Source organism: Aeromonas sp. S8(2024) (assembly GCF_041403085.1).
GTDB lineage: Bacteria > Pseudomonadota > Gammaproteobacteria > Enterobacterales > Aeromonadaceae > Aeromonas > Aeromonas dhakensis.
Genome location: NZ_JBGLRF010000001.1, coordinates 1,003,275 through 1,023,564 on the forward strand (window position 1 = coordinate 1,003,275; position 20,290 = coordinate 1,023,564).

Annotated in this window: 19 protein-coding genes; 7 read left to right on the forward strand and 12 right to left on the reverse strand. The window is 53.8% G+C overall.

The genetic code is table 11. The features are described 5' to 3' along the window. The first annotated feature begins 113 nt into the window (after positions 1-113). The 3 genes from ACB031_RS04265 to ACB031_RS04275 all read left to right on the forward strand — a co-directional run bounded on the left by ACB031_RS04265 (position 114) and on the right by ACB031_RS04275 (position 4,508). Positions 114-1,328 carry an MFS transporter gene (locus ACB031_RS04265; RefSeq protein WP_371139068.1) on the forward strand — a complete coding sequence of 405 codons (1,215 nt, stop codon included), beginning with the start codon at positions 114-116 and terminating at the stop codon, positions 1,326-1,328. Between the two features lie 246 nt (positions 1,329-1,574). Beyond that, positions 1,575-2,783, forward strand: coding sequence for a tyrosine-type recombinase/integrase (locus ACB031_RS04270; protein WP_371139069.1), 1,209 nt, complete (start codon positions 1,575-1,577; stop codon positions 2,781-2,783). 342 nt (positions 2,784-3,125) lie between these two features. Next, positions 3,126-4,508: a hypothetical protein gene (locus tag ACB031_RS04275; RefSeq protein WP_371139070.1), complete on the forward strand. Its 1,383-nt coding sequence runs from the start codon at positions 3,126-3,128 to the stop codon at positions 4,506-4,508. A 26-nt stretch (positions 4,509-4,534) separates the two neighbouring features. On the opposite strand, the gene ACB031_RS04280 is transcribed toward ACB031_RS04275, so the two are convergent. The 10 genes from ACB031_RS04280 to ACB031_RS04325 form a co-directional block, all read right to left on the reverse strand. Then, on the reverse strand, positions 4,535-5,905 hold the full coding sequence (locus ACB031_RS04280; protein ID WP_371139071.1) for a hypothetical protein: 1,371 nt from the start codon (positions 5,903-5,905) through the stop codon (positions 4,535-4,537). Between the two features lie 135 nt (positions 5,906-6,040). Further along, positions 6,041-6,217, reverse strand: a complete 177-nt coding sequence (locus ACB031_RS04285; protein WP_371139072.1) for a hypothetical protein — start codon at positions 6,215-6,217, stop codon at positions 6,041-6,043. A gap of 26 nt (positions 6,218-6,243) precedes the next feature. Further along, the gene (locus tag ACB031_RS04290) at positions 6,244-6,936 is read right to left on the reverse strand and encodes a DUF2931 family protein (protein ID WP_371139073.1); all 693 of its coding nucleotides are present in this window, start codon (positions 6,934-6,936) and stop codon (positions 6,244-6,246) included. Continuing rightward, entirely contained in the window at positions 6,936-8,879 is a 1,944-nt protein-coding gene (locus tag ACB031_RS04295) for a DUF2235 domain-containing protein (RefSeq protein WP_371139074.1), read from the reverse strand. The genes ACB031_RS04290 and ACB031_RS04295 overlap by 1 nt, the downstream gene beginning before the upstream one ends. Next, entirely contained in the window at positions 8,879-9,673 is a 795-nt protein-coding gene (locus tag ACB031_RS04300) for a DUF4123 domain-containing protein (protein WP_371139075.1), read from the reverse strand. Before ACB031_RS04300 ends, ACB031_RS04295 begins: the two co-directional genes overlap by 1 nt. Beyond that, entirely contained in the window at positions 9,670-11,712 is a 2,043-nt protein-coding gene (locus ACB031_RS04305; protein ID WP_371139076.1) for a type VI secretion system tip protein VgrG, read from the reverse strand. Before ACB031_RS04305 ends, ACB031_RS04300 begins: the two co-directional genes overlap by 4 nt. An 11-nt stretch (positions 11,713-11,723) precedes the next feature. After that, complete coding sequence (locus ACB031_RS04310; RefSeq protein ID WP_371139077.1) at positions 11,724-12,011, reverse strand: type VI secretion system PAAR protein; 288 nt, start codon at positions 12,009-12,011, stop codon at positions 11,724-11,726. 196 nt (positions 12,012-12,207) lie between these two features. Then, positions 12,208-12,726, reverse strand: a complete 519-nt coding sequence (gene hcp1 / locus ACB031_RS04315; protein ID WP_103422487.1) for a type VI secretion system effector Hcp1 — start codon at positions 12,724-12,726, stop codon at positions 12,208-12,210. Between the two features lie 232 nt (positions 12,727-12,958). Beyond that, positions 12,959-13,756: a LuxR family transcriptional regulator gene (locus ACB031_RS04320; protein ID WP_371139078.1), complete on the reverse strand. Its 798-nt coding sequence runs from the start codon at positions 13,754-13,756 to the stop codon at positions 12,959-12,961. A 120-nt stretch (positions 13,757-13,876) separates the two neighbouring features. Continuing rightward, positions 13,877-14,275: an H-NS family nucleoid-associated regulatory protein gene (locus tag ACB031_RS04325; RefSeq protein ID WP_371139079.1), complete on the reverse strand. Its 399-nt coding sequence runs from the start codon at positions 14,273-14,275 to the stop codon at positions 13,877-13,879. Between the two features lie 280 nt (positions 14,276-14,555). Here ACB031_RS04325 and ACB031_RS04330 point away from each other — a divergent pair, with 280 nt between their 5' ends. Continuing rightward, complete coding sequence (locus tag ACB031_RS04330) at positions 14,556-15,008, forward strand: hypothetical protein (protein WP_371139080.1); 453 nt, start codon at positions 14,556-14,558, stop codon at positions 15,006-15,008. Between the two features lie 71 nt (positions 15,009-15,079). On the opposite strand, the gene ACB031_RS04335 is transcribed toward ACB031_RS04330, so the two are convergent. Continuing rightward, complete coding sequence (locus ACB031_RS04335) at positions 15,080-15,427, reverse strand: hypothetical protein (RefSeq protein WP_371139081.1); 348 nt, start codon at positions 15,425-15,427, stop codon at positions 15,080-15,082. 630 nt (positions 15,428-16,057) lie between these two features. Here ACB031_RS04335 and ACB031_RS04340 point away from each other — a divergent pair. The 3 genes from ACB031_RS04340 (at position 16,058) to ACB031_RS04350 (ending at position 19,796) form a co-directional block, all read left to right on the forward strand. Continuing rightward, a complete protein-coding gene (locus ACB031_RS04340) occupies positions 16,058-16,429 on the forward strand; it encodes a helix-turn-helix domain-containing protein (RefSeq protein ID WP_043166558.1) in 372 nt (123 codons plus the stop codon). Positions 16,430-16,710: 281 nt separating this feature from the next. Continuing rightward, on the forward strand, positions 16,711-18,507 hold the full coding sequence (locus ACB031_RS04345) for an AAA family ATPase (RefSeq protein WP_371139082.1): 1,797 nt from the start codon (positions 16,711-16,713) through the stop codon (positions 18,505-18,507). 110 nt (positions 18,508-18,617) lie between these two features. Next, positions 18,618-19,796 (forward strand): hypothetical protein, encoded by a 1,179-nt coding sequence (locus ACB031_RS04350; RefSeq protein ID WP_371139120.1) that lies wholly within the window; start codon positions 18,618-18,620, stop codon positions 19,794-19,796. 259 nt (positions 19,797-20,055) lie between these two features. Here ACB031_RS04350 and ACB031_RS04355 read toward each other — a convergent pair whose 3' ends face one another. Continuing rightward, complete coding sequence (locus ACB031_RS04355) at positions 20,056-20,283, reverse strand: helix-turn-helix transcriptional regulator (protein WP_371139083.1); 228 nt, start codon at positions 20,281-20,283, stop codon at positions 20,056-20,058. Between the last annotated feature and the right edge of the window lie 7 nt (positions 20,284-20,290).

The following is a 20,290-nucleotide window of genomic DNA, read 5'->3' on the forward strand; positions in this document are numbered from 1 at the left end:
CCGCAGGCAACCGTCTGCGGTCACGCTGGCAGACATGACCAGCCAGCCCGGCAGCCTTGTGGCGGCCGGGCTGGCTATGCTCTGGGTGAATCGATGCAAGACAGGAGAACCCCATGACCACAATAAGCCGCCCCCCCGCTCCCCAACCCGCCGGCCGGATCCCGAGTGGCGTCTGGGTGCTGGGGTTTGTCAGCCTGCTGATGGACATCTCGTCCGAGATGATCCACAGCCTGCTGCCCCTGTTCATGGTGACCGTGCTCGGCAGCAGCGCCCTCACCATCGGCCTCATCGAAGGGATGGCAGAGGCGACGGCCCTGATGGTCAAGGTCTTCTCCGGCACCCTGAGCGACTATTTGGGACGCCGCAAGGGATTGGCCCTGCTGGGCTACGGGCTGGGAGCGCTGACCAAGCCGCTGTTTGCCATCGCTACCGGCAGCGGGCTAATCCTGACCGCCCGCCTGCTGGACAGAGTTGGCAAGGGCATCCGTGGCGCCCCCCGCGATGCACTGGTGGCCGACCTCACTCCGCCGGAGCTGCGCGGCGCTGCCTTCGGCCTGCGCCAGTCTCTCGACACGGTCGGCGCCCTGCTGGGGCCGCTGCTGGCGGTGGGGCTGATGCTGCTCTGGCACGATGACTTTCGCGCCATCTTCTGGCTGGCGGTCATTCCCGGGCTGGCCTCGGTCACCCTGCTCGCCATCGGCCTGCGTGAACCCAAAGCGGCTGGACACCACGCCCGCAGCAACCCCTTGCGGCGCGACAACCTGCGCCAGCTGGGTAAACCCTATCGCTGGGTGGTGCTCATCGGCGCCCTGTTTACCCTGGCCCGTTTCAGCGAAGCCTTTCTGGTGCTGCGCGCCCAGCAAAGCGGCATGGCGCTCGCCCTGGTGCCGCTGGTCATGGTGGCAATGAACCTGGTCTATGCCCTCGGCGCCTATCCGTTCGGCCGCCTCTCGGATCGCATGAGTCACCGTACCCTGCTGGTCTGGGGGTTGCTGGTGCTGGTGGCCGCCGATCTGGTGCTGGCGGCCAGCACCCACTGGGGGTCATTGCTGTTGGGGGTGATGTTGTGGGGCATTCATCTGGGGATGACCCAGGGTCTGCTGGCCGCCATGGTGGCCGCCAGCGCGCCCGCGAAACTGCGCGGCAGCGCGTTCGGCTTCTTCAATCTGGTCTGCGGCCTCGCCATGTTGCTGGCCAGCCTGCTGGCCGGGCTGCTGTGGGACACTCTGGGCGCCGCCTGCACCTTCTACGCCGGCGCCGCCTGCTGCCTGCTCACCCTGCTGGTGCTCGGCAGATACCCGCAGCCCTCCCCCGGCAGCCAGCCATGAGCAGCGCATCCCGCTTGCAACAGACAGCAAAAAGCCCCGGCAACCTGGTTGCCGGGGCTTTTCTGAAAATGGCGGAGGAGGTGCCCGCCGCAATAACGTCCAATCAATTCTGAAGCAGTCAGACAAACCAAACCCTATCAGTAAGTTATAGGTAACTCTTGTCCGATTCATCCCAATCACATGTTACCACTGCGCATGCTTGGTGGCATACTGCGTGGCATATTCAATTCCCAAGGAGGTTACCTGATGGCAATCCTCACCGATACCAAAGCTCGTAGCATCAAGCCTGAAGATAAACCCCTTGCTCATGGTGGTGTAACTGGGTTGACGCTACACCCCTCAACCGTCAAAGGAAGAGGTAAGTGGGTATTCCGCTATGTCAGCCCACTGACGAAGAAACGACGTAATGCAGGCCTAGGAACTTACCCCGAGATCTCCATCGCTGACGCAGCTCGAGACGCACAGGCAATGCGGGAACAACTGGCGAATAATCTGGATCCGCTAGAGGTTCGGCTGCAGGAGCAGAACAAGCCGAAAATCCCGACGTTGGAAGCATCTGCCAGATTGGTCTACGAAAGCTTGCTACCAGGCTGGAAGAACCCCAAGCACGGGAAACAATGGATCACCACATTGGAGCAATATGCCTTTCCTACCATTGGTGCTATCTCCATTGATACGATAACCCCAGCTCATATCGCTTCAGTCCTGCAACCGATATGGCTGACGATCCCAGAAACGGCAAGCCGTGTTAAACAGCGTTTACACGCAGTCATGGCTTGGGCATGGGCTCATGGCTATACCTCCGCAAACCCAGTAGATGTGGTGGGTCACTTACTACCGGCACAACCCAGCAAGTCTGTACGGGTAGAACACCAGCCTGCAATGCCTTGGCGTGATATCCCTGCATTTGTGCAAAAGCACCTAAGAACGGAGCAACAATACGATGTAACCCGCTCAATGCTGGAGTTCTTGATCCTGACCGCTTGCCGCTCAGGTGAAGTCAGAGCCATGAAGTGGTCAGAAGTCGACTTGGAAGCAAGGATCTGGACCCTACCAGCCGAACGTATGAAAGCTAAGCAACAACATCGTGTTCCGTTATCTCTTCGTGCAGTCGAGATCCTGAAGGGGTTAAGGGGATTACATGACGACTTGGTGTTCCCTTCTCCCAGAGACCAGGTACCGCTCTCAGACACAGTGCTGACGATGTTTCTGAGAAGAACCAAAGCGGCGAGCTGTACTCCTGACAGAATGGCAACTGCTCATGGCTTTCGTTCCAGCTTTCGAGACTGGTGTAGCGAGCAAGGCTATGCGCGAGATCTCGCTGAACGAGCGTTAGCCCACACAGTGCAGAACAAGGTCGAAGCTGCATACCACCGCACAGACTTGCTGGATCAGCGACGTCCGATGATGGATGCCTGGGCAGAGTTTGTGGCTGATAATTTACCAACAGAATAAGAAGGAAGCGGCCCATCAGGGCCGCTTCCTTCTATGTTCTTTTTTTAGCTTGCTCTGACTGATGATGCCATCTTGCCAGGGTAGAGCTCAGACAGCCTGACCATATCTTTACTGTAGTCCATCAGGCATGGCAAAAAATAGGCATGCGTAGTATTACAAACCCCTCTTCATTCCTTATGCCATATGACAACCCAGTATTACGCCAGTATCTACATCCATTCTCTTCTTTGCCACAGCCTGTAATCGATATCAAGTCACCAAACAGAACATCACCGTCCGTGCTCAGCTTTGGTAGTTTTAAATTTTTATGTAAAATAAGTGAACTTTCGAATAGGGGCATTAATGATGAGTTCTAATAGGCCGTTACTAAAAATAAGAGAAGAACTAACCCACCTATCTGCAGCACAGATAGATGAACTATCTTCCCGATATGAGGCGGGGGATAAGTGTGCCCAACTGATAAGTGATTACAATATCAAAACCACACCAAACAAGCTCTCGAAAATTTTACCATTATGTATAGCGAGTAATTTTACTTGCCCTCACTGTAAAGAACAGATGTATCGTGAGGTAAGAAGAAAGAATACACACTACTATAATCAGCCTTCTGCAATATGCATAGAATGTCAACATGTAGAGTACGCAGATAAAGATAACAACAGAAATGAATTTTGCACATGCACCCAATGCAACAACTTAAAAAAGCACAAAGCAGAAATAAAAGCAACTATGAACAGAGCTATTATTTCTGAAAAATATTCAACTAATTCATACCCTGCTTATCCTTACTCACAGTTAAGCTTTTCGGAGAAACTGTTTATCCTTGCCCTTATTGAAGCTGGGCACATTGATACCGAGCAAACTTTTCACCCACTGAATAAAACATCTAATAGCAAGCCATTTATGCCAAGTCGTAGTATGGGAGTTGAATGCTTGACATCACTTTTTCATAGGAAGATATTACTGGTTAATCCTGATACACCAACCTGCTTCTTCCATGAGCTAGACAACTTCAACACTTTCAATTTTGAGAGTGTATCTTGGGTAGTGAACGTCACCTTAGATACAATTAAAAAAGCTAATTTAACAGTATTGCGAGACCAAATCGTTCAAGATGTCATATATGGTAGAATCAAGCCAGAGTGGTCTATAGAGATACATGACTTGATCTTCAGAATAGCCACTGAAGAGGCCATGATGAATATAAGTGCGGCGATAGAGAAACATGACCAACTTACTGAACCACCTAGCACCAGCACGAGAAAAAGCATCATTGCCATGCTAAATGACTTTTCAGTAAGTGAGATTCGTCATCTTGCAAAGCTAGCAATAGACAATGCCATTAAGTTTTACGATAGTGGACGCTCGAAAGGTAGAAGACATGTTACATACTGCATCCCTGGTGAAATGCTTAAAAAAGCAGAGCGAGCCAAAACAAAGTCATGGTCAATATCCAACCCCCCGAGAAATCTCGCCCTACCCCGCTCAGCATTAAGCATTATTCTTTACGAGCAAATACTTAATGCTAAGGATGCTGGGTTTTACAAACCACTGGCCTCTTTCTGGGAAGAAGATATCAAGAGAAAATATTTCACTGCACACGAGCCTAACTTGTTGCATTGTACAGAATGTAGCTCTCATGAAATTATTGCCGTAATGACTGGAAATAACATACATATCGCCTGCAAGGAATGCGGTGAATTGAAGTTTTTCAGTGAGTGTTAATACTAAAACAGACAGGGGATATATAGTCATCCCCTTTCTCTTTTGTTTTTTGATGACTGAAACCAATGCTCCGACAGTTTTTGAGCCTGCTGTACTTCTGGCTTGGTCATTACAGCCTCCAGCTCGTCACGAGCCCGTACTGCTTCAGGCATCCCCTCTGTTGCCGCCAGTGACAGCCAAGCATAGGCATGAACTCGGTTACGCGGGGCCCCCAAGCCTTCCTCACGCAATGCCCCCATTCGGTATTGGGCTTGGCGGTCGCCCTGCTGGGCCGCTAGGCGATACTGCTTGAGAGCCAGCGCGTAATCCTCTTTTCCCCCTTGTCCCAGACGCAGCATTTCACCGTAGGTGTACTGCGCTGCAGTGTGTCCTTGTTGGGCAGCCTTGGCATAACTGGCTCTGGCCTGCGTCAGTTCACCTTGCTTATGCTGTAGCTCCGCCAGCTCGAACAACGCCTTGGGTACGCCACCGTTAGCTGCCTTCTCTAACCAGTAGACCTGCTGCTTGTGGTCTACCTGCTGCAAGCTCAGTTGGTACTCGGCTTCGTGGGAGCCGTGTCCGGCAGCCAGCTCCAGCCAATAGCGCCCCAAAGCCGGGTCTGTCGGGATCTGTTCCCCCGCCAGATAAGCCATCCCTAGCCAGAGTTCTGCTTCGGCAGAGCCCGCATTAGCAGTGCGCTGATAGGCAGCGAAAGCGTTGGCTGGTGCCACCTGTTTGGCTTGCTGTAGCAAAGCGTCCGGTTGCTGCTGGGCGGCGGATCTATCGTTCCAGCGCTGAGCGAGATCTGGTCGTTTGACTACCCCTTTACCTTGCGCATATCGCTCACCCAGCAGGTATTGGGCATCACGGTTACCCAGCTCTGCGGACCGTTCAAGCCACTTGACGGCATCCGTATCTGCCCCCGGTTGGGTGGTGCTGTACCACCGGGCCAGGATCAACTGAGCTTCAGCATGATCCCGCTTAGCAGCCTGCTCGAACCAATCGAGGCATTCGCTCACCAGTTTGCCTTGATGCTGCGTCTGGCACATCAGCCCCAGACGATAGCTGGCATTGATGTTGCCAAGATGAGCTGAACGCTGCCACCACTGGGTAGCGAGCGTCGGATTTTTGGGCTCCCCGAGCCCTGCCTGATACCAGTCACCCACTTGCCAGGCAGCGCTGGCGCGGATCTCTTTATCGGCGGCCAAGGGGCCAGACTGCTCGGCGGCCTGCTGCATCCAGTGCATGGCGTTGGGGTAATCGGGCTGACTTGCCAGGCGTTTGGCCAGCTCATACTGGGCGCGACCATCCCCCTGCTTTGCGGCTTGGGATAACTCGGCATCAGTGAGTGAAGTTGTGGAAGAACAGGCCGCGAGCAGGCCGGTCGCCAGCGTCAGCCATAAGACTCGATATGTCATGGATAAATCTTCGCAGAGTGAAAAAGTGACGGATGAGGTACTGCTGTATTACGGGCTAATCCGTTATGCTACGCAGCCACCTGATGGGCATAAAGCAGCTGATGCGGCGCCTTCCCTGGCCATTAGCCTTGCCTATCAGGTGGTCTGTTGCAGGTGCTCCTGATAGACCTTCTGCCACTTGGTATGCTCAACCTTATCGCCTCTAGCCTGCCAGAAAGCACAGATGCTCTCGGCCAATTCTGCGGCCATGGCATGGTCGTTATCACGACGACAAATCAGATACTGGGCCAGCCAGTTTTGGTACTGCTTCATTGATACCTCTTAAACCGCTATCCAAATCAATTGACCGGATCGGTATCCGTTTTAGGCTGTGCGGCGCGATAAGCATCCATGATGGGAGCCCAAGCCATACCACTGGGGGTGGGGTATTGTTGGTAGGCCTGACCAAACTTTGCCCAAAACTCATCTATGGCATATTGCTTGTTGAGTGGTACTCGTTTGTCATAAGTGTCATCGGTCACTTCTGTCGCCAACCCTCTGGCCAGCAATATGTCCGGCTTGACCTTGGGGTTTCTTAAAAACACCTCGACATAGCCACCGCTGGCCAGGCCCAGCGCTATGTTGTTGCGCTGTTCTTCTTGCCATTTATCACCGACCTGCACTCGATAGCGGCGGGCCATCTGGGCAGCCATATCCTTGGGCAAGTCCAGGGTGATGCCATAGCGTTTTTTGTCGTGATAGGAGACCCACTCAATCACAACCTTGTCTGGCACGGGCTCATTGTAGCCACTTCGTCCCCCACTGACTAACCAACGATAATCACGCTCTTTTAATGACTTTTCATCGACTCGGCTTGAGGCTCCATTTGCCGAGCCATGCACCGGCTTGCCCTCGCGATAGAAGTTGGCCTTGGTGTGCCAGATCCCGTCTGCATTGGAGCCGACCGTGTAGCGCCAATCCATGTTTGTGGGGCCATTGTCCTGGCAGGCAATCAGCCCCAGTACCACTAACGGCAATATCAACCAGCGCATTACTTCCCACCTTTCAGATTGTTGATTATACGGCGAGCTTCTCGACCATCAATTTGGTTTGGATAGTTCACCAAGCCGCTGTCTGCACTATGGTGCAGGTACTCAAAACGCAGATAACGGTAGATATCTGGGGGCAGCGTCTGAGCCAGATCCTCAACCACCCCTTTGCGTTTGCCCGCCGCCAGCCACAGGGCGTCCAGCTTGGTTAAATCGACCCTGGGGTGCGGCACGGCGGCGCTCTCTAGCATCAAATCTCGATTATCTGCCTTCCACTCCTCGAACGGCACGCCAGCTTCACGGGCGGCCTCCACCATGATGTGCAGCGGAATGCGGGAATACTCCCCCTCGACCACCCGGTTGAGCAACACTGTGACACTGACTTCCAACGGTTTTTCCCGGCCAAACTCGGGGCGGTTTAACGTGCGAACTCGTAAATTGAGTTTCCCTTTCACTGGGTCGCTAGCTGGAGAAGGTAACACAGTCACCCCATTTCCCCAGCCCTGGCTCAGTTTGGCTTGGGCATAGTCCATCGCTTGCTGATAAGCGGAGCTCTGCGCTGGGCGAGTCCCTGCGGGTTCCATACTTTGAAACAGCTTAATCACCTTTTGTTCCGTCAGCGCCGGATCGCTATTGGGGTTGCGCAAGCTCCAGCGGCTATAGTAACCACCCCCAATGTCAGAGTGGGCACCCGGCAGGGTCAGCTCGGTAAAGTGTGGAGGTATCTTGTTGCTGGCTGCATCGTCTCTGATAAGGGTCAGTGCGAAGTTCATTCGCCACTCATCATTGGCTATCAGGTGCACCACCCGCTCTGCGCAGTCGGGGGCCAGGGTCACCTGGCGCTTTTCAAATTGCGAGGTGACCACGGTATCAAACAACCCGACAAACTGAATACGCACATCGTCGCGGCTGGCCCAATCAAAGCCCGCCTTGAGAGTGATGCTGGGTTCATTGGCTATTGCCTCGACCAAGAGGTGGTCGGCATGTTGGTCAAGCTGATTGACAAACTGGCGGGCCGCCGACGCCCCTCGGCTAAAGCCAAACACATCGAATTCGATTTTGTGAATGCAGTCAATGCCGGGCAGGAAATCCCCTAGCTGGGATTTTATTCCCTGAACTATGCTGCTGCGACAAGCCTGTTCTACCTTGGCCAAGCTGGAGGTGGCTCCATTATCGAAGCCCAGCCCTCGGCTGGTATCCCCCTCACCGGCTGCGGTACCGATGCCACTGATGTAAGCCTTTACAATTAGTGATGATTTACTTGGAGGAAGATAAAGCTCATGAGCCTTGCCAATATTGGTGACGTCGTTCTTCTCGCTGTTGTCGTCCAGCGGTAGAGCCCCGGCCTGACACTGCTGGCGCAATGCTTCCCGCTCAACAGGGTCATCGCACTGGCTGAGGAAAGCCTCGATCATCTCCTGTCCTTCCAGGTGTTTGAAAGTGTTGTTGGCGGTGCCATCAAAGAACACACCGATACGCAGGATATTCAGCTGATATCCCTTTATCTCAATCACGTAGGAGTGCTTGGTGATAAAGCGCGGCGGCTGGGCTTGCCCGGCTTTGTGCCCTTCCGGTAGCGGCTGCTCGGGGTCAGTGAGGCAGAGGTCGCCGGAAGTAACCTTGATGTGTTCGCGCTTCACATCGTCGTGCCCGAAGAGTTTGTCGGTATAAGCAGGAACCTGGCTGGTTTCGCCCTCTTTCAAGGCTTCACGGGATTGGGCGGCTTTGAGCCAAGGTTGGGTCTCCAGCTTTACCGTCACCGGCCCCACGGCAAAGCCTTGTACCAGGGTTGGGCCATCCTTCAGGGTCACTGTTTTGCTGGTGCCAGTGGCATCGGTCAAGGTGGCCTTTTGCCCCTTGAACGAGCGGTTTTGTTCGTCGCGAACGTCTATCTCAATCCAGCAGTTGTTCTTCTCACAGGGGATGCAGTAGGCACTGATAGCCATTACACGGCTCCTATCAAATCAGGGTGTTTGTTCAGCCAGTTATTCACCTGAGCCATTTCATCGTCGGTCAGCATCAACGGCGCTCTGATGGCATCCAGCGCCATGCTTGCCTGTAGCGTGAGCGCGCCAGCCACCACGCCATCAAGGACGTCGTCTGTCAGCCCAACTTGATTGGCCTGCTTGAGGACGGTGGTAATGGCGGCTTCCGGATTGGGATGACGCGTCATCATATCTTCCATACGTTGCCAGAAGTGGCGAGAGAGGATGTAGGCGTGACGGTTTTCGTCATACAGCGGCGTCAGGTGGTGAGGCTGAATGCGAAACCAGGGGGCTTGGCGGGGAGTAAATTCGGTATCCGGCGTGCGCTGCCAGACACTGTCGTTGGCCCACAGGCTTAAGCAGGGCCCCAGGACATCATCGAGTTCCCGCTGGCTCATGGTGGCCAGCATCTTGGGAAAGACCCGATTATCGGCATAGCGCAGCCACATCACCTCGCCTTCGAAGGCCACCTCAATCAGGCTTTGCCAGTGCGACAGGACGACATCGATAGCCGCATCGCTGGCGACATATACTCCCCCCAATTGAGGGTGTGCAGCGATAAACTCGGGAGCAGGGTCGGGCAGTAGCCAGGGGCCTTGTTCGGCTTGGTCCGCAAACGCCGTACCGGCAAACAAGGGGATGGCATTGCTACCGTCCTGGTTGCAGTAGTCCGCCACGGCGGTGGTATCGAGCGCAGCATCGACGATAGCAAACAGTGGGCCGGGATGTTGGCTACGCCACTCTTGAAAGGTCATGCCTTACCTCCCTGGGCAAAGGGGCAGGGCTTCACCAACGGGGCCATGGACTCCATGCTTTTTTGAACGGCGCTCGCCGGGATAGTGGCTGGTGGTGCGGGTGGTACTTTGACAGCCCCCGGCAAGCCAGGCATTTGACCCGCCCAACCGGAGCCCGAGCCGGGACTACCGCCTGAGTTCATCTTGATGGTGGGGCCGACCAGGGTGACACCACTGGGGTCAACCTTCACAAAGCTCCCGCCGACCTTGAGGGTCAGCTCGGAGCCTGCTTCCAGCACAATCTTGTTACCGGCCTTGATGTGGACCTCTTGACCAGCCTCAACCAGCAGCGACTGGGCCAGCTTCTGATGCAGGGAGGCATCGACCGTGAGGGAGTAGTCCGCCTTGATGTGGTCGCGCTTCTCGCCGTCTACCGTCAGGTGGTCGTTTGCCTTGATGCGGGTCACCCGCTCGTTGTCGATATCGGTGTGCTGGTCATGCTTGATGTGCCACGCCGCATCGTTTTCGATAAGCACGTTCAGGTCTTTCTGACCGTGGATGTAAATCTCTTCCTGCCCCGCCTGGTCTTCGAAGCTCAGCTCGTTGAAGCCCTCGCCCTGGTGGGTCTCAGTGCGCAGCACGGTGCGCGTCTTGTTGGCTGGCAGCTCATACGGCGGCCGGTTGGTGGCGTGGTAGGTGCGACCGGTCACGATGGGCTGGTCGGGGTCCCCCTCCAGGAACGAGACGATGACCTCGTGGCCGATGCGCGGAATGGCCATCATGCCGTATTGGCCGCCAGCCCAACCTTGCGATACTCGCACCCAGCAGGAGCTCTGGTCGTTTGAACTACCGTAGCGGTCCCACGGGAATTGCAGTTTCACCCGGCCATGTTCGTCGCAGTAAATCTCTTCCCCCTCGGGGCCCACCACTATCGCGATTTGCGGGCCATCCACCATGGGCTTGTGTGGCGCCTCTGGGCTGCCGATGCGGGCACGCCATGTGGTGCTCGCCTTCACTACACCAAATTCGTTGTGGTAGACGGTCGGGCCGCTACCACCTTCCTCTTCCAGCGCCTGCGGCTGTTCGCCGGTGTGGCGGATATTGACGATTTGCCAGTCGGTGTTGAGGCTGCCGTTGGGGTGTTCGGTTAGCGAGAAGAACTGTCCCGGCAATAACCCAGCGCTGTTGGACTTGCCACTGCCCGCCACCGCGTCATTGCGCAGGGCATCCAAGCGGTGCTGGGCAAACGCCTTGCCGCTCGGGTCCTCTTTGTAGCGGCCCGGATAGTCGAAGTGCTGGTAGATGTCCCGTTGATGCTCGAGATCGCTACCCTGCTTCTTGTGGGAGAGGCCATAAGCCGGGGTTTTGAAGCTGTAGTCTTTGAGCTCTACGTCAGAGGGGCGCACCGATTCGCGGTAATGGAACTGACGCACGTAAGGCCCTTGTTCCAGCGAGCGGTTGCCGAGGTTGAAGAAGAGCTCGGGGCCAGCGGTTAGCGCAACCGCATCATCGGCAAAGACGATACGGTGTTTGCCTGCTTCAAACTCGTGGAAGTAGAACAGCCCCTCTTCGGCAGCAAGGCGGTTAACGAAGTCGAGGTCGGTCTCGCGATACTGGACGCAGTATTCGCGCTGGACGTGCTCATTCTTGAGCGCAAAGGCGTAGTCGGTGATGCCGTGCTCTTGCAGCAAAATAGAGAGGATTTCATCGGACTTCTGGGCTTGGAAGATGCGGGAGTTCTGGCGAAGACCCAATCGCCACAGGGCCGGTTTGACCTCAAGGCGATAGCGGGTGCGGCGAAAGCCGCTGTCACCTTGGGCAAACTCGCTCACTACCCCGCACACTCTGCGCTGCAGCTCGCCGTTGTACCACACCATCAGCTCACATGGCTGGTCCAGCACGGCACCAAAGTCGATTTCCGGTTGCTGGCTAGCCACCTCCAGGTGGAGGTTAAAGGGGCGGTTCAAGCCCTCATCCAGCTTGAAGCTCGCGACCGCAAAGGTGTTGTTAGTCAGTGCGCCGACCTTGACGGTGAATTGTAATCCTGTGCTCTGTGCCATGACCTTGCTCCTTATCCTGCCTGTCCACTGCCCGAACCAATCACCACGCCACCACAATCCACCGCTGTGCCTGTGACGGCGATGGGTTTGCCGTTCACCAACACCGAGCCAACTCCTCCGGCAATGCTGCGCGGGTGGGGTGGATTGTTGGACTTGTCGTGCGGCGCTAACGGGTCGCCCTGACGGGCCACAGGTTTTCCATCGAGGAACACATCAGGGCTGGCGGCTATCACCGGGGTCGGTGGAAAGCCATCGTGGTCGGTACCGATGTCACCGAGCAGTGCAATGGAGGGACACATAATTCAAACCTCTTGTGTGCTTTGCCATCACTCCGCACTCGCTATACAAGACACCAGCGTCATAACAGGGGGATGGCAAAACATAAAAGCTCCGGCAGCCAACGGCTGGCCGGAGAAACACGGGATAAAGGCCGGAGCACACCGGCCACAAGATACAGGGTTACTTACAAGGAATACCAAAGTACGAAAGGGAGGCTTAGGCCTCGATAGGCGCACGCCAGTCGTCAGCACCTGAGGTACCGGCAACAGTGTGCTCCCAGTCAATCTTGCGGTACGCCAGAGAGACCTGGATCAGTTGGGTGAAGTCAGACTTCGCCGGGTCCTGGCAGTGGGGCATTTGGCAGTCGATGTCAACGATGGTGGCATCGGTCAGTACGGTGCTGAAGAAGTGCTCCTGCTTGCCCTCAACAGAGGTACGGAACCACTTCAAGGTCACTTTCGGCAGCATCTCACCGGAAGCCAGCGAGTTGTACATCAGCGGCACAGCTTTGTTCAGCGCAACGGTGAACTTGAACGGCTTGTGGACACGCTGACCAGCTGGCTGACCGGATTGCGGGTCAGTCGGTACGGTCACGACGTGTTGGAACTCTTGCACCAGCATCTCGTCTTCGTGACCTTGTACAAAGATGTTGCCGACGGAATCGGAGGTGAAGGCACCTGCGGTGATATTGCCCTGGGTTTTACCTTCGATGCTGATATAACATGGAGTTGGCATGGGTATGCTCCTAGATAAATTGGTTAAATGAGATAGCACTCGACCAAAACTCTTAGCAGTGACCATGCCACTTTATTGAGTTGTTAATTATCAACGACTTACAGAAACCCACCACGACACCGCCCCAACCAGCAGCAAAATGTTGCATCAGGCGGAGTATCAAGCCAGCAATAATGACATTGTCAGCATTAAATGCTTTTCATCGCGCAACGCATTGCGCCAGACAGAACTACTAACCACCCTCATCAACATTTCCCACTAACGCCGTATCGATATTGAGCCGCACCAGCCCTTGCTTGACTGCCCAGGATATCGCCTGGCTTTTACTGCTCGCCCCCAGCTTCTCGACTACCCGATTGAGGTGAAAGGTCACGGTTCTTGGGGTGATACCTAATATCTGGGCGATGTCGCTGACTTGCTTGCCCTCCGCCGCCCACTGGCACACTTCCAGCTCCCGTAGACTCAGCGCCTCCCGAGGAGGAATATCGGACAAGCAGACCCGAGCAGCAGCCTCAAAAATGTGCACCGACAGCCAGCTCAAAAAGGGCGTGGCCGTCAGCCACTGGTGTTCAGTACGCGGTGTTCGGGTAATGAATGACAGTAACCCCACATGACCGTTGGCTCCATGCCAGGGAAAGGTGATGCCATCGCACAATCCCGCTTCATGAGCCTGCAGCATCACCTCAAGCCCATCAGTATCCTGTCGGTCGCAACATTCGGTGATGAGGTTGGCCCACAGGATAGGCGTACTCTGAGTCATCCCTTTGCGCACTACTGGGTCTACCGTAAAGAAGCGCTGCTCGCCATAGGTCTGCACCCACTCGGCTGGACAGCCATTGAAGATACGCACCTCGGGGCGTTGGATAGAACTTGGAAAAATGAATCCCAGCCGAAAGTGGTCAAAGCCCATCTGCTGGCAGAGGGTGCGCAACAGCGTGACGATGGTGTGCTCGTCAGTTGCCGTCTCGAGCTGGGTGATGAGCGTCAGTGCGTCGGCAGTATTGAGGAAATGAAGCGGGGTAGTGGTCAAGCATTCAGCTTACAAGCGATAAAACGTACTAAATATTACCAACAATCAATCAGATGGCGCAATCTATCACCCGCTAATGATAGATAAGGCCGCATCAATGCGCGATGCGGCCCAACATGTTCAGATGAGGAACTCGTCAAGTTGACGGCCTTGCTCGAGCTGCTGAGCCAGGAATTTGGGTGTACGGCCCTGACCGGTCCAAGTTTTCTCTACGCCATTTTCAACATAACGGTATTTCGGCGGACGAGGTGCCCGTTTAGCTTTGGCCGCAGTCGCTGCTGGGGCACTGCCTACCAACTCAGTGGGGTCGATACCAGCCTGAGCCAACATCGCCTGGAACTCTGCCAGCTTTTGCTGGTGCTCAGCTTGGGTAGCTTGTTCTTTTTCTGCCAGCTCCAATCGCTCCAGATAAATCATTTCGATTTTCTCGTGGGCTTCTTTGACTTGTTCCAGAGACAGCTCGCGCATTGCCGCGCGCAAACTGCGCACATTCAGTAATACTTTCAAAAAATCGCTCATTACGGGGTCTCTATTTCAGAAGGGCAACCAGTCATGACAAAAAGGCGCATAACAGGGTCGTGGGCCTATTAGCATCACAGCCAGAAAAGGGGTTATACACCACTATTATCCCTGTTTTCCACCTACGCGGATTTCACATGCACCACTCTCCTACATGCGCCCCCCATCGGACCTTCGGGATAACGAACTACATTGAACTGTAGTATCGTAGGGGAAATACATTCCCCAGACAGAGCTCATGCATTATACGGTAGACCAGCTAGCCAAGGATTTACGACGAGTGTTTGAGCTACATCACGAACAACTTGACGAAATGAATTTCCCATTTTTCTCAATGTTTCCTGAAAACTGCTGCCAGGGAGCATCCATCATGCTAGGTATGCTAGCTGAATTTTTCATCCCAACATGCTCTGTCGTCATTATCAAAGGCAGTACTAGGGGTTTTGATACCAATTACCATTATTGGCTAACGGTTGATGGCCGAGTTTATGACCTCACGCTCGATCAGTTTCAGTCAACGCTGGGTAACAAATTCGACCAATTGAGGCACCCATTGTTCAACAGTGCTAAACACCCATTGCGCATGCATTTTTTCCATAAAAATCGCTTCTCTACTATCGATGCTTATCTGGATTTCTGTGATAAATACACCGGTGCAGAAAACGGATTAAAGATACTGCTGTTTCTCGCCAGACAGCTGACTCAAGTCCGTGATATATCCCTAGAAGCATAAAAACCCACAACTCGGCTTAACGCCGAGCTGTGGGTTGTCATTGATGTGATAGTTCAAGGCCATGAGCGTCATCAGCTCGTTGGTGTGAATGTCCAGTTGCCTTGGTCTGTCTCTACAACAATCTCAACCACATCACAGTGATAGCGATTACCATTGAGGCTGTTATACAGCATGTAGCGATAAGACTGAGTCGCTCCAAACTTTAATGTGTACGGTTTAACAGGATCACCCCAACTAGCGCGACATTGACCCCGATTGACCACCACCTTGTTAATGGTCAGCTCATTGGCCAACCCCGTGACATTGACAACCCGATAGTTGCCCTCCTGACCGACGCTGATTTTGACAGACTCGTTCATTGCCAACACACCACTGCTGACGCACAGGCATGCGAGTAATAAATACGGTTTCAATCCCATGCAAACCTCTGATAAGGGAAATTGGTTGTGTTAAGTGGATAAGGAAATAGTGGGGGACTCGGCTTGCTCTTGGGCCTTCCCCAAGGCAGAGAGATGATGGCGGGATGCACATCAAGGCCGATTGGGGTCAGGAGCATGGCTGTCCACAGTCCCGTTCCGTCGGCAAAGCCTGCCGCCTCCCCCCTTATGGATTGCGCCAGGAGGACCTAGCTTTTCCACCACTTGTACAATCCGTAGGCGGCAGCCCCAATTGCAATGGGCGCTGCGGCTGTGACCGCCAGTCCAGCGGCCATACCGCCACCCACCACACTCCCAACCGTGGCCAGGCCCGATGTAATACCGGCAGCACCCAACCCGCCGACGGCGCCTACTGCAGATACAGTACCCACTGACCCAGCGGCACCCGCTGCAGCACCAACAGCTCCCGCCTTTACGGCGTCTTTTTCGATGTCACTCATGTCATGCCTCTCCATACCGATAGGTTGTTCGCTTACCAATAAACGCGTGTAAATCATCAAGGTGAACACACTGATTTCTTAAGTGACCAATTTACAACCCAACGTTCATTTCATCAACCCTTTGGCTCAACAAAACTATTTCCACAACTTTTGAGTTCATGATGGCCGTGTAATGAGTAAGTTCACATCAACAGAGATGGATGCCCTGTTAGGGAAGCGAGTCAAACTCCGGCGCAAGGAGTTGCGGGTGTCAGTGGCGCGACTGGCTGAAGCGTTAGACCTGTCTCAGCAGCAACTGTCCCGATATGAACGGGGTGGGAATCGAATTAGTGCGGCGTTGTTGGTTGATATTGCAGCGTTGCTGGATACCCCGGTCGAGTGGTTCTTTTTGGAGTGCACCTCAGGCTACGAAGCGCTCATTACTGCGTCAGCACCCTTGGTGTATCGTCCAACAGAGGGACTCAAACGTCGACTAGAGCAGCAGTGGGCAAGCATGACCCCGGAGAAGCAGCAAGCCCTCATCCAGTTTCTCGATTTTTATTGATGGAGAGAAGAAAAAAGTCAGGCTAAGCCGCGTTACCTAAGCACTGCTGTAGAACTTGCTCAGCACCAGCCGGTTGAATTGGGTTGATCCGATTACCTACGGCATGTGTTGAATGTGCTCGTGACCGGGTCAACGAACTTGCAGCCATGGTGCGTTGTTTACCCGTGGGATAACCTATAGACCCTGTCAATACGGCCTTCGCTGGACGCTTACGTGCGAACGACCAAATGAAAAACGGCAGCATCACCTACAGCTGTCGAACCCTTTTAGAGAACTATCCAATGGCACGTTACACTGAACATGATCCCAGCCAGATCCTTCAAACCGCTGAAACCTTCTTTTCAAAATGCCTTCTACATGATGGATCTCTGCTATTTGAAGTAGACACTCTTTGGACAATAGACGTTCTTCAGCGTTTGCACAGCGCCTTTGTAGCTGCGCCAGACGAGGGTGATCGACAATTCACCGACAAATTCCGTGATCAGATTAAACCCCAAGGCCAAGATGTCATCCGGCTAGCGGCTGAGTTGCTGTGTGTATATTTTCTATTCCCCTCAAATGTTGGCGGTGCACGCAAGCGCGAGTTGATCAATGAGGTACTTAGCTGGTGTGGCGACTCCTTACCTGATAGCCATCCTGTCTCACAAGCATTTGCAACAGGCATCGGTAGTGGCGGACAAGGCTACAATACGCGACGCCCCTTTGAGCTAACCTACCTGATAAATCTTGTACTGGCATGGAAAGCGTTACCGATTGAAGAACAAAAGCTGATCGCGAATGATCCTTGGTTGTTCCAGAGTTTCGCGGACAGTCTTGAGGAGGCAGATTCTCGGCAATTGCGCCATATGCTGCTCTATCTCTTTTACCCTGACCACTTTGAGCGCATAGCAAGCAACGGTCACAAAAGACGCATAGTCAACGCATTTGGCGATCTTGTTGATGAGCCTGGGGAAGATGACAATCTCGATCAACGGATTTACGCCATACGTAGCAAATTGGAAACCCTGCTTCCTGGTAAAAAACTCGATTTCTACTGGCCGCCATTAGTACAAGCATGGTTTGACAATAGCGATGAAACGCAGACAGGCGGCACAACTCTGGAGTTGATCGAGCATAAAAAACAGATTGTGTTGTATGGGCCACCTGGGACAGGAAAAACATATACCGCAAAAAAACTGGCTGAAACCATCATTCGTTCTGCCGCGTTGCGCCAATGGAAGCCAGCTCGCTATTTTCAGTCCGAGATGGAAATTCAGAAGGCGCTTACAGCGAATATTCATCGATTGCAGCTTCATCCGGCATACAGCTATGAGGACTTCATCCGTGCTTTACACCTTACTGCGCATGGCGGCACCGAATATCGACTTGGTTATTTGCCACACCTGATTGAAGAAATAAATCAATGTCCGGTAGACCAACGGTTACCTCATGTGCTGATCCTCGACGAGATGAACCGAACCGACCTGAGCCGTCTGTTGGGGGAATGCTTCTCGCTGTTGGAAGACAGGGAGCAGAGCATTGAACTCCCAGGACGCACACTTGAGGGGAAGGCTTTGACACTCTCCTTGCCTACAGATTTGTTTGTTATTGGCACCATGAACCTGATCGATCAATCCATTGAGCAAATCGATTTTGCCCTACGTCGCCGATTCTTATGGCAGGCATGCCCATTCAGTGCCGATGCCCTAATGCGAGCGGCAGAATCGAAATGGAACGCACTGTCGAGTCGTGTTGAGTGGGAGCGTATCGCTGGGGATTTCCAACGTATTGCTGATGCAGCTTCTGTGCTAAACCAACGTATCCACGATAGTCCATTGCTGGGCGCACAGTATGAGATCGGGCATACCTACCTGCTTGATGTCGTCACCTTTCTGCACAATTCGCTGCAACATAAGACGCGGCCCCAGAATTTCCTATGGACCCGCAAGGGAAACGCGCTGGAACCTGTAGAACAGGTGTGGAAGTTTTCATTGCGCCCCCTGCTTGAGCAATACCTTGCAGGCCTAGATGCCAAAGCACGCAATGCTGAGCTGGATCAGTTAGAGAAAGTGATGTTGACCTCTTCGGTGAAGGTATGAGTTGGCGCGTAAAAGACTGTTTGCCCCTAGTACCTCAGCCTGACTCAATCCAAGCCGCATGGTTGCAGCGTTTGGCTGCGAGTATTAGCTATACCGACCTTGTTGTCCCAATGTCATCTCGTCGAAAAGAGGATGAGCCTATTGTCTACTGCGAGCGGGATGGGACATGGTGGGCAGGGCGCTATGTTGGTACAGTTGAGTTCGAAGGACAGCGGTTGACCCTCCTACCGCGCTTCGGTTTGGCCACTTTACACCATTGGCTATTTGAAGCTGCGTCGATAGTGTTAGTCGACACCCCAGGGCAATTGCGCGAGGATGAGACCTTCATTGCCCAACTACTGGCGTCAGTATGGGCGCAGGGTTTTGTCGACGCGGCTCGTCACGGTTTACCTTCGTTACGTTATGAGCACTCCAGTCGAGGGACGACGATTCGGGGACGGTTGGACGTAGCTGCCTCGGTGCCACTGTTTGCGAAGGGAAGTCCTGAAGTCATCTCCGTGCGTTCAGCGAAAACACTAGATCATGCCGCCAGCGAGGCCATTGTGGCAGCATACAATGTACTGCGCCGCTGGTTGCCAGACAGCAGTTGGCTACCACAGCGAGCGAAGGAGTTGTTGCCACAGCTACTGACTGTCACAGGACCCCGCCCGCGTGTTCCAACCAAAGCCGAACTGGATCGTATCCGTTACACACCGATTACGGCAGGCTTCGCTCTGATTGCTGAGCTATCTCGTCAGATTGCAAACCGCCGAGGCATGTCAGCTGACGTAAATACCTCCGGCCAAGCTAAGGGGGTACTACTTGATGTTGCTGAATTATGGGAACTACACGTTCTACGCTCGCTTCGACAGCTTGATGTCCCTTGGATTGTGAAACATGGCACTCGCGAGCTAAATGCTTGTCGTCAATTACTGACCAGTGAAGTCAGTGGCAAAGAATTGGGCATGCTCATCCCGGATGCATTGCTGTATGAAGGTGATCATATCCAAGGGGTCGTTGACGCCAAGTACAAATCGATCCATCCAACCGCCAACTATCCATGGGGGCCTCAGCGTGAAGATCTCTATCAGATGACAGCCTATTTGAGCAGCTTTCACACCAGAGAAGACCAAAAAGCCTGGGGTATTCTGGCATACCCGGAAAATCCAGATTTGGGTAGCCTCGCTCCAGCAGAGGCCAACAGTCCATGGCGCTTCGATAGTGACAAACGGATTGCGTTCGTGGCACTACCTCATGAAGTGACAGGGGCGACCCATAAGCTGCAAGACTGGCTAGAGAAACTCCAGTAGACATCTCAATAGGTATTGGTCTGATTACCCTATATCGGATGTTTCCGTGTGTCTTTCCCTTACATTGGATTTCAAACACATAAACCCCGGGCCTCTGGCCGCGTTATGCAAGTATGAGACGTCATTTATGTTACCTGATACACCGGCTCTCATAGGACGGGAATGCCACAGGCAGGCCCGTGTGCCCGATATTCACCACAACGCGGGGTGATATGACAGGCACGGGGCCAAACGTTGTTGTTACATAACATGGGGTTGGCTACGTATTGACGGCATCAGCCTGATTAAACCGGGCCAGAATCCACTGGTCCACATCGTTTTCCAGCCACCCCACACTTTTTAGACCAAGGCGCACGCGCTTGGGGAAAGATGGGTCATAGCGAGGCGAACGCTCGTTCATCCAGTCATACAGCGTGCTGCGAGCAACGCTCAGCTTGAACATCATGTCTTTGAGGCGCAGAACTCGAACTGGTTTGTGTTGGCTCATGGTGAAA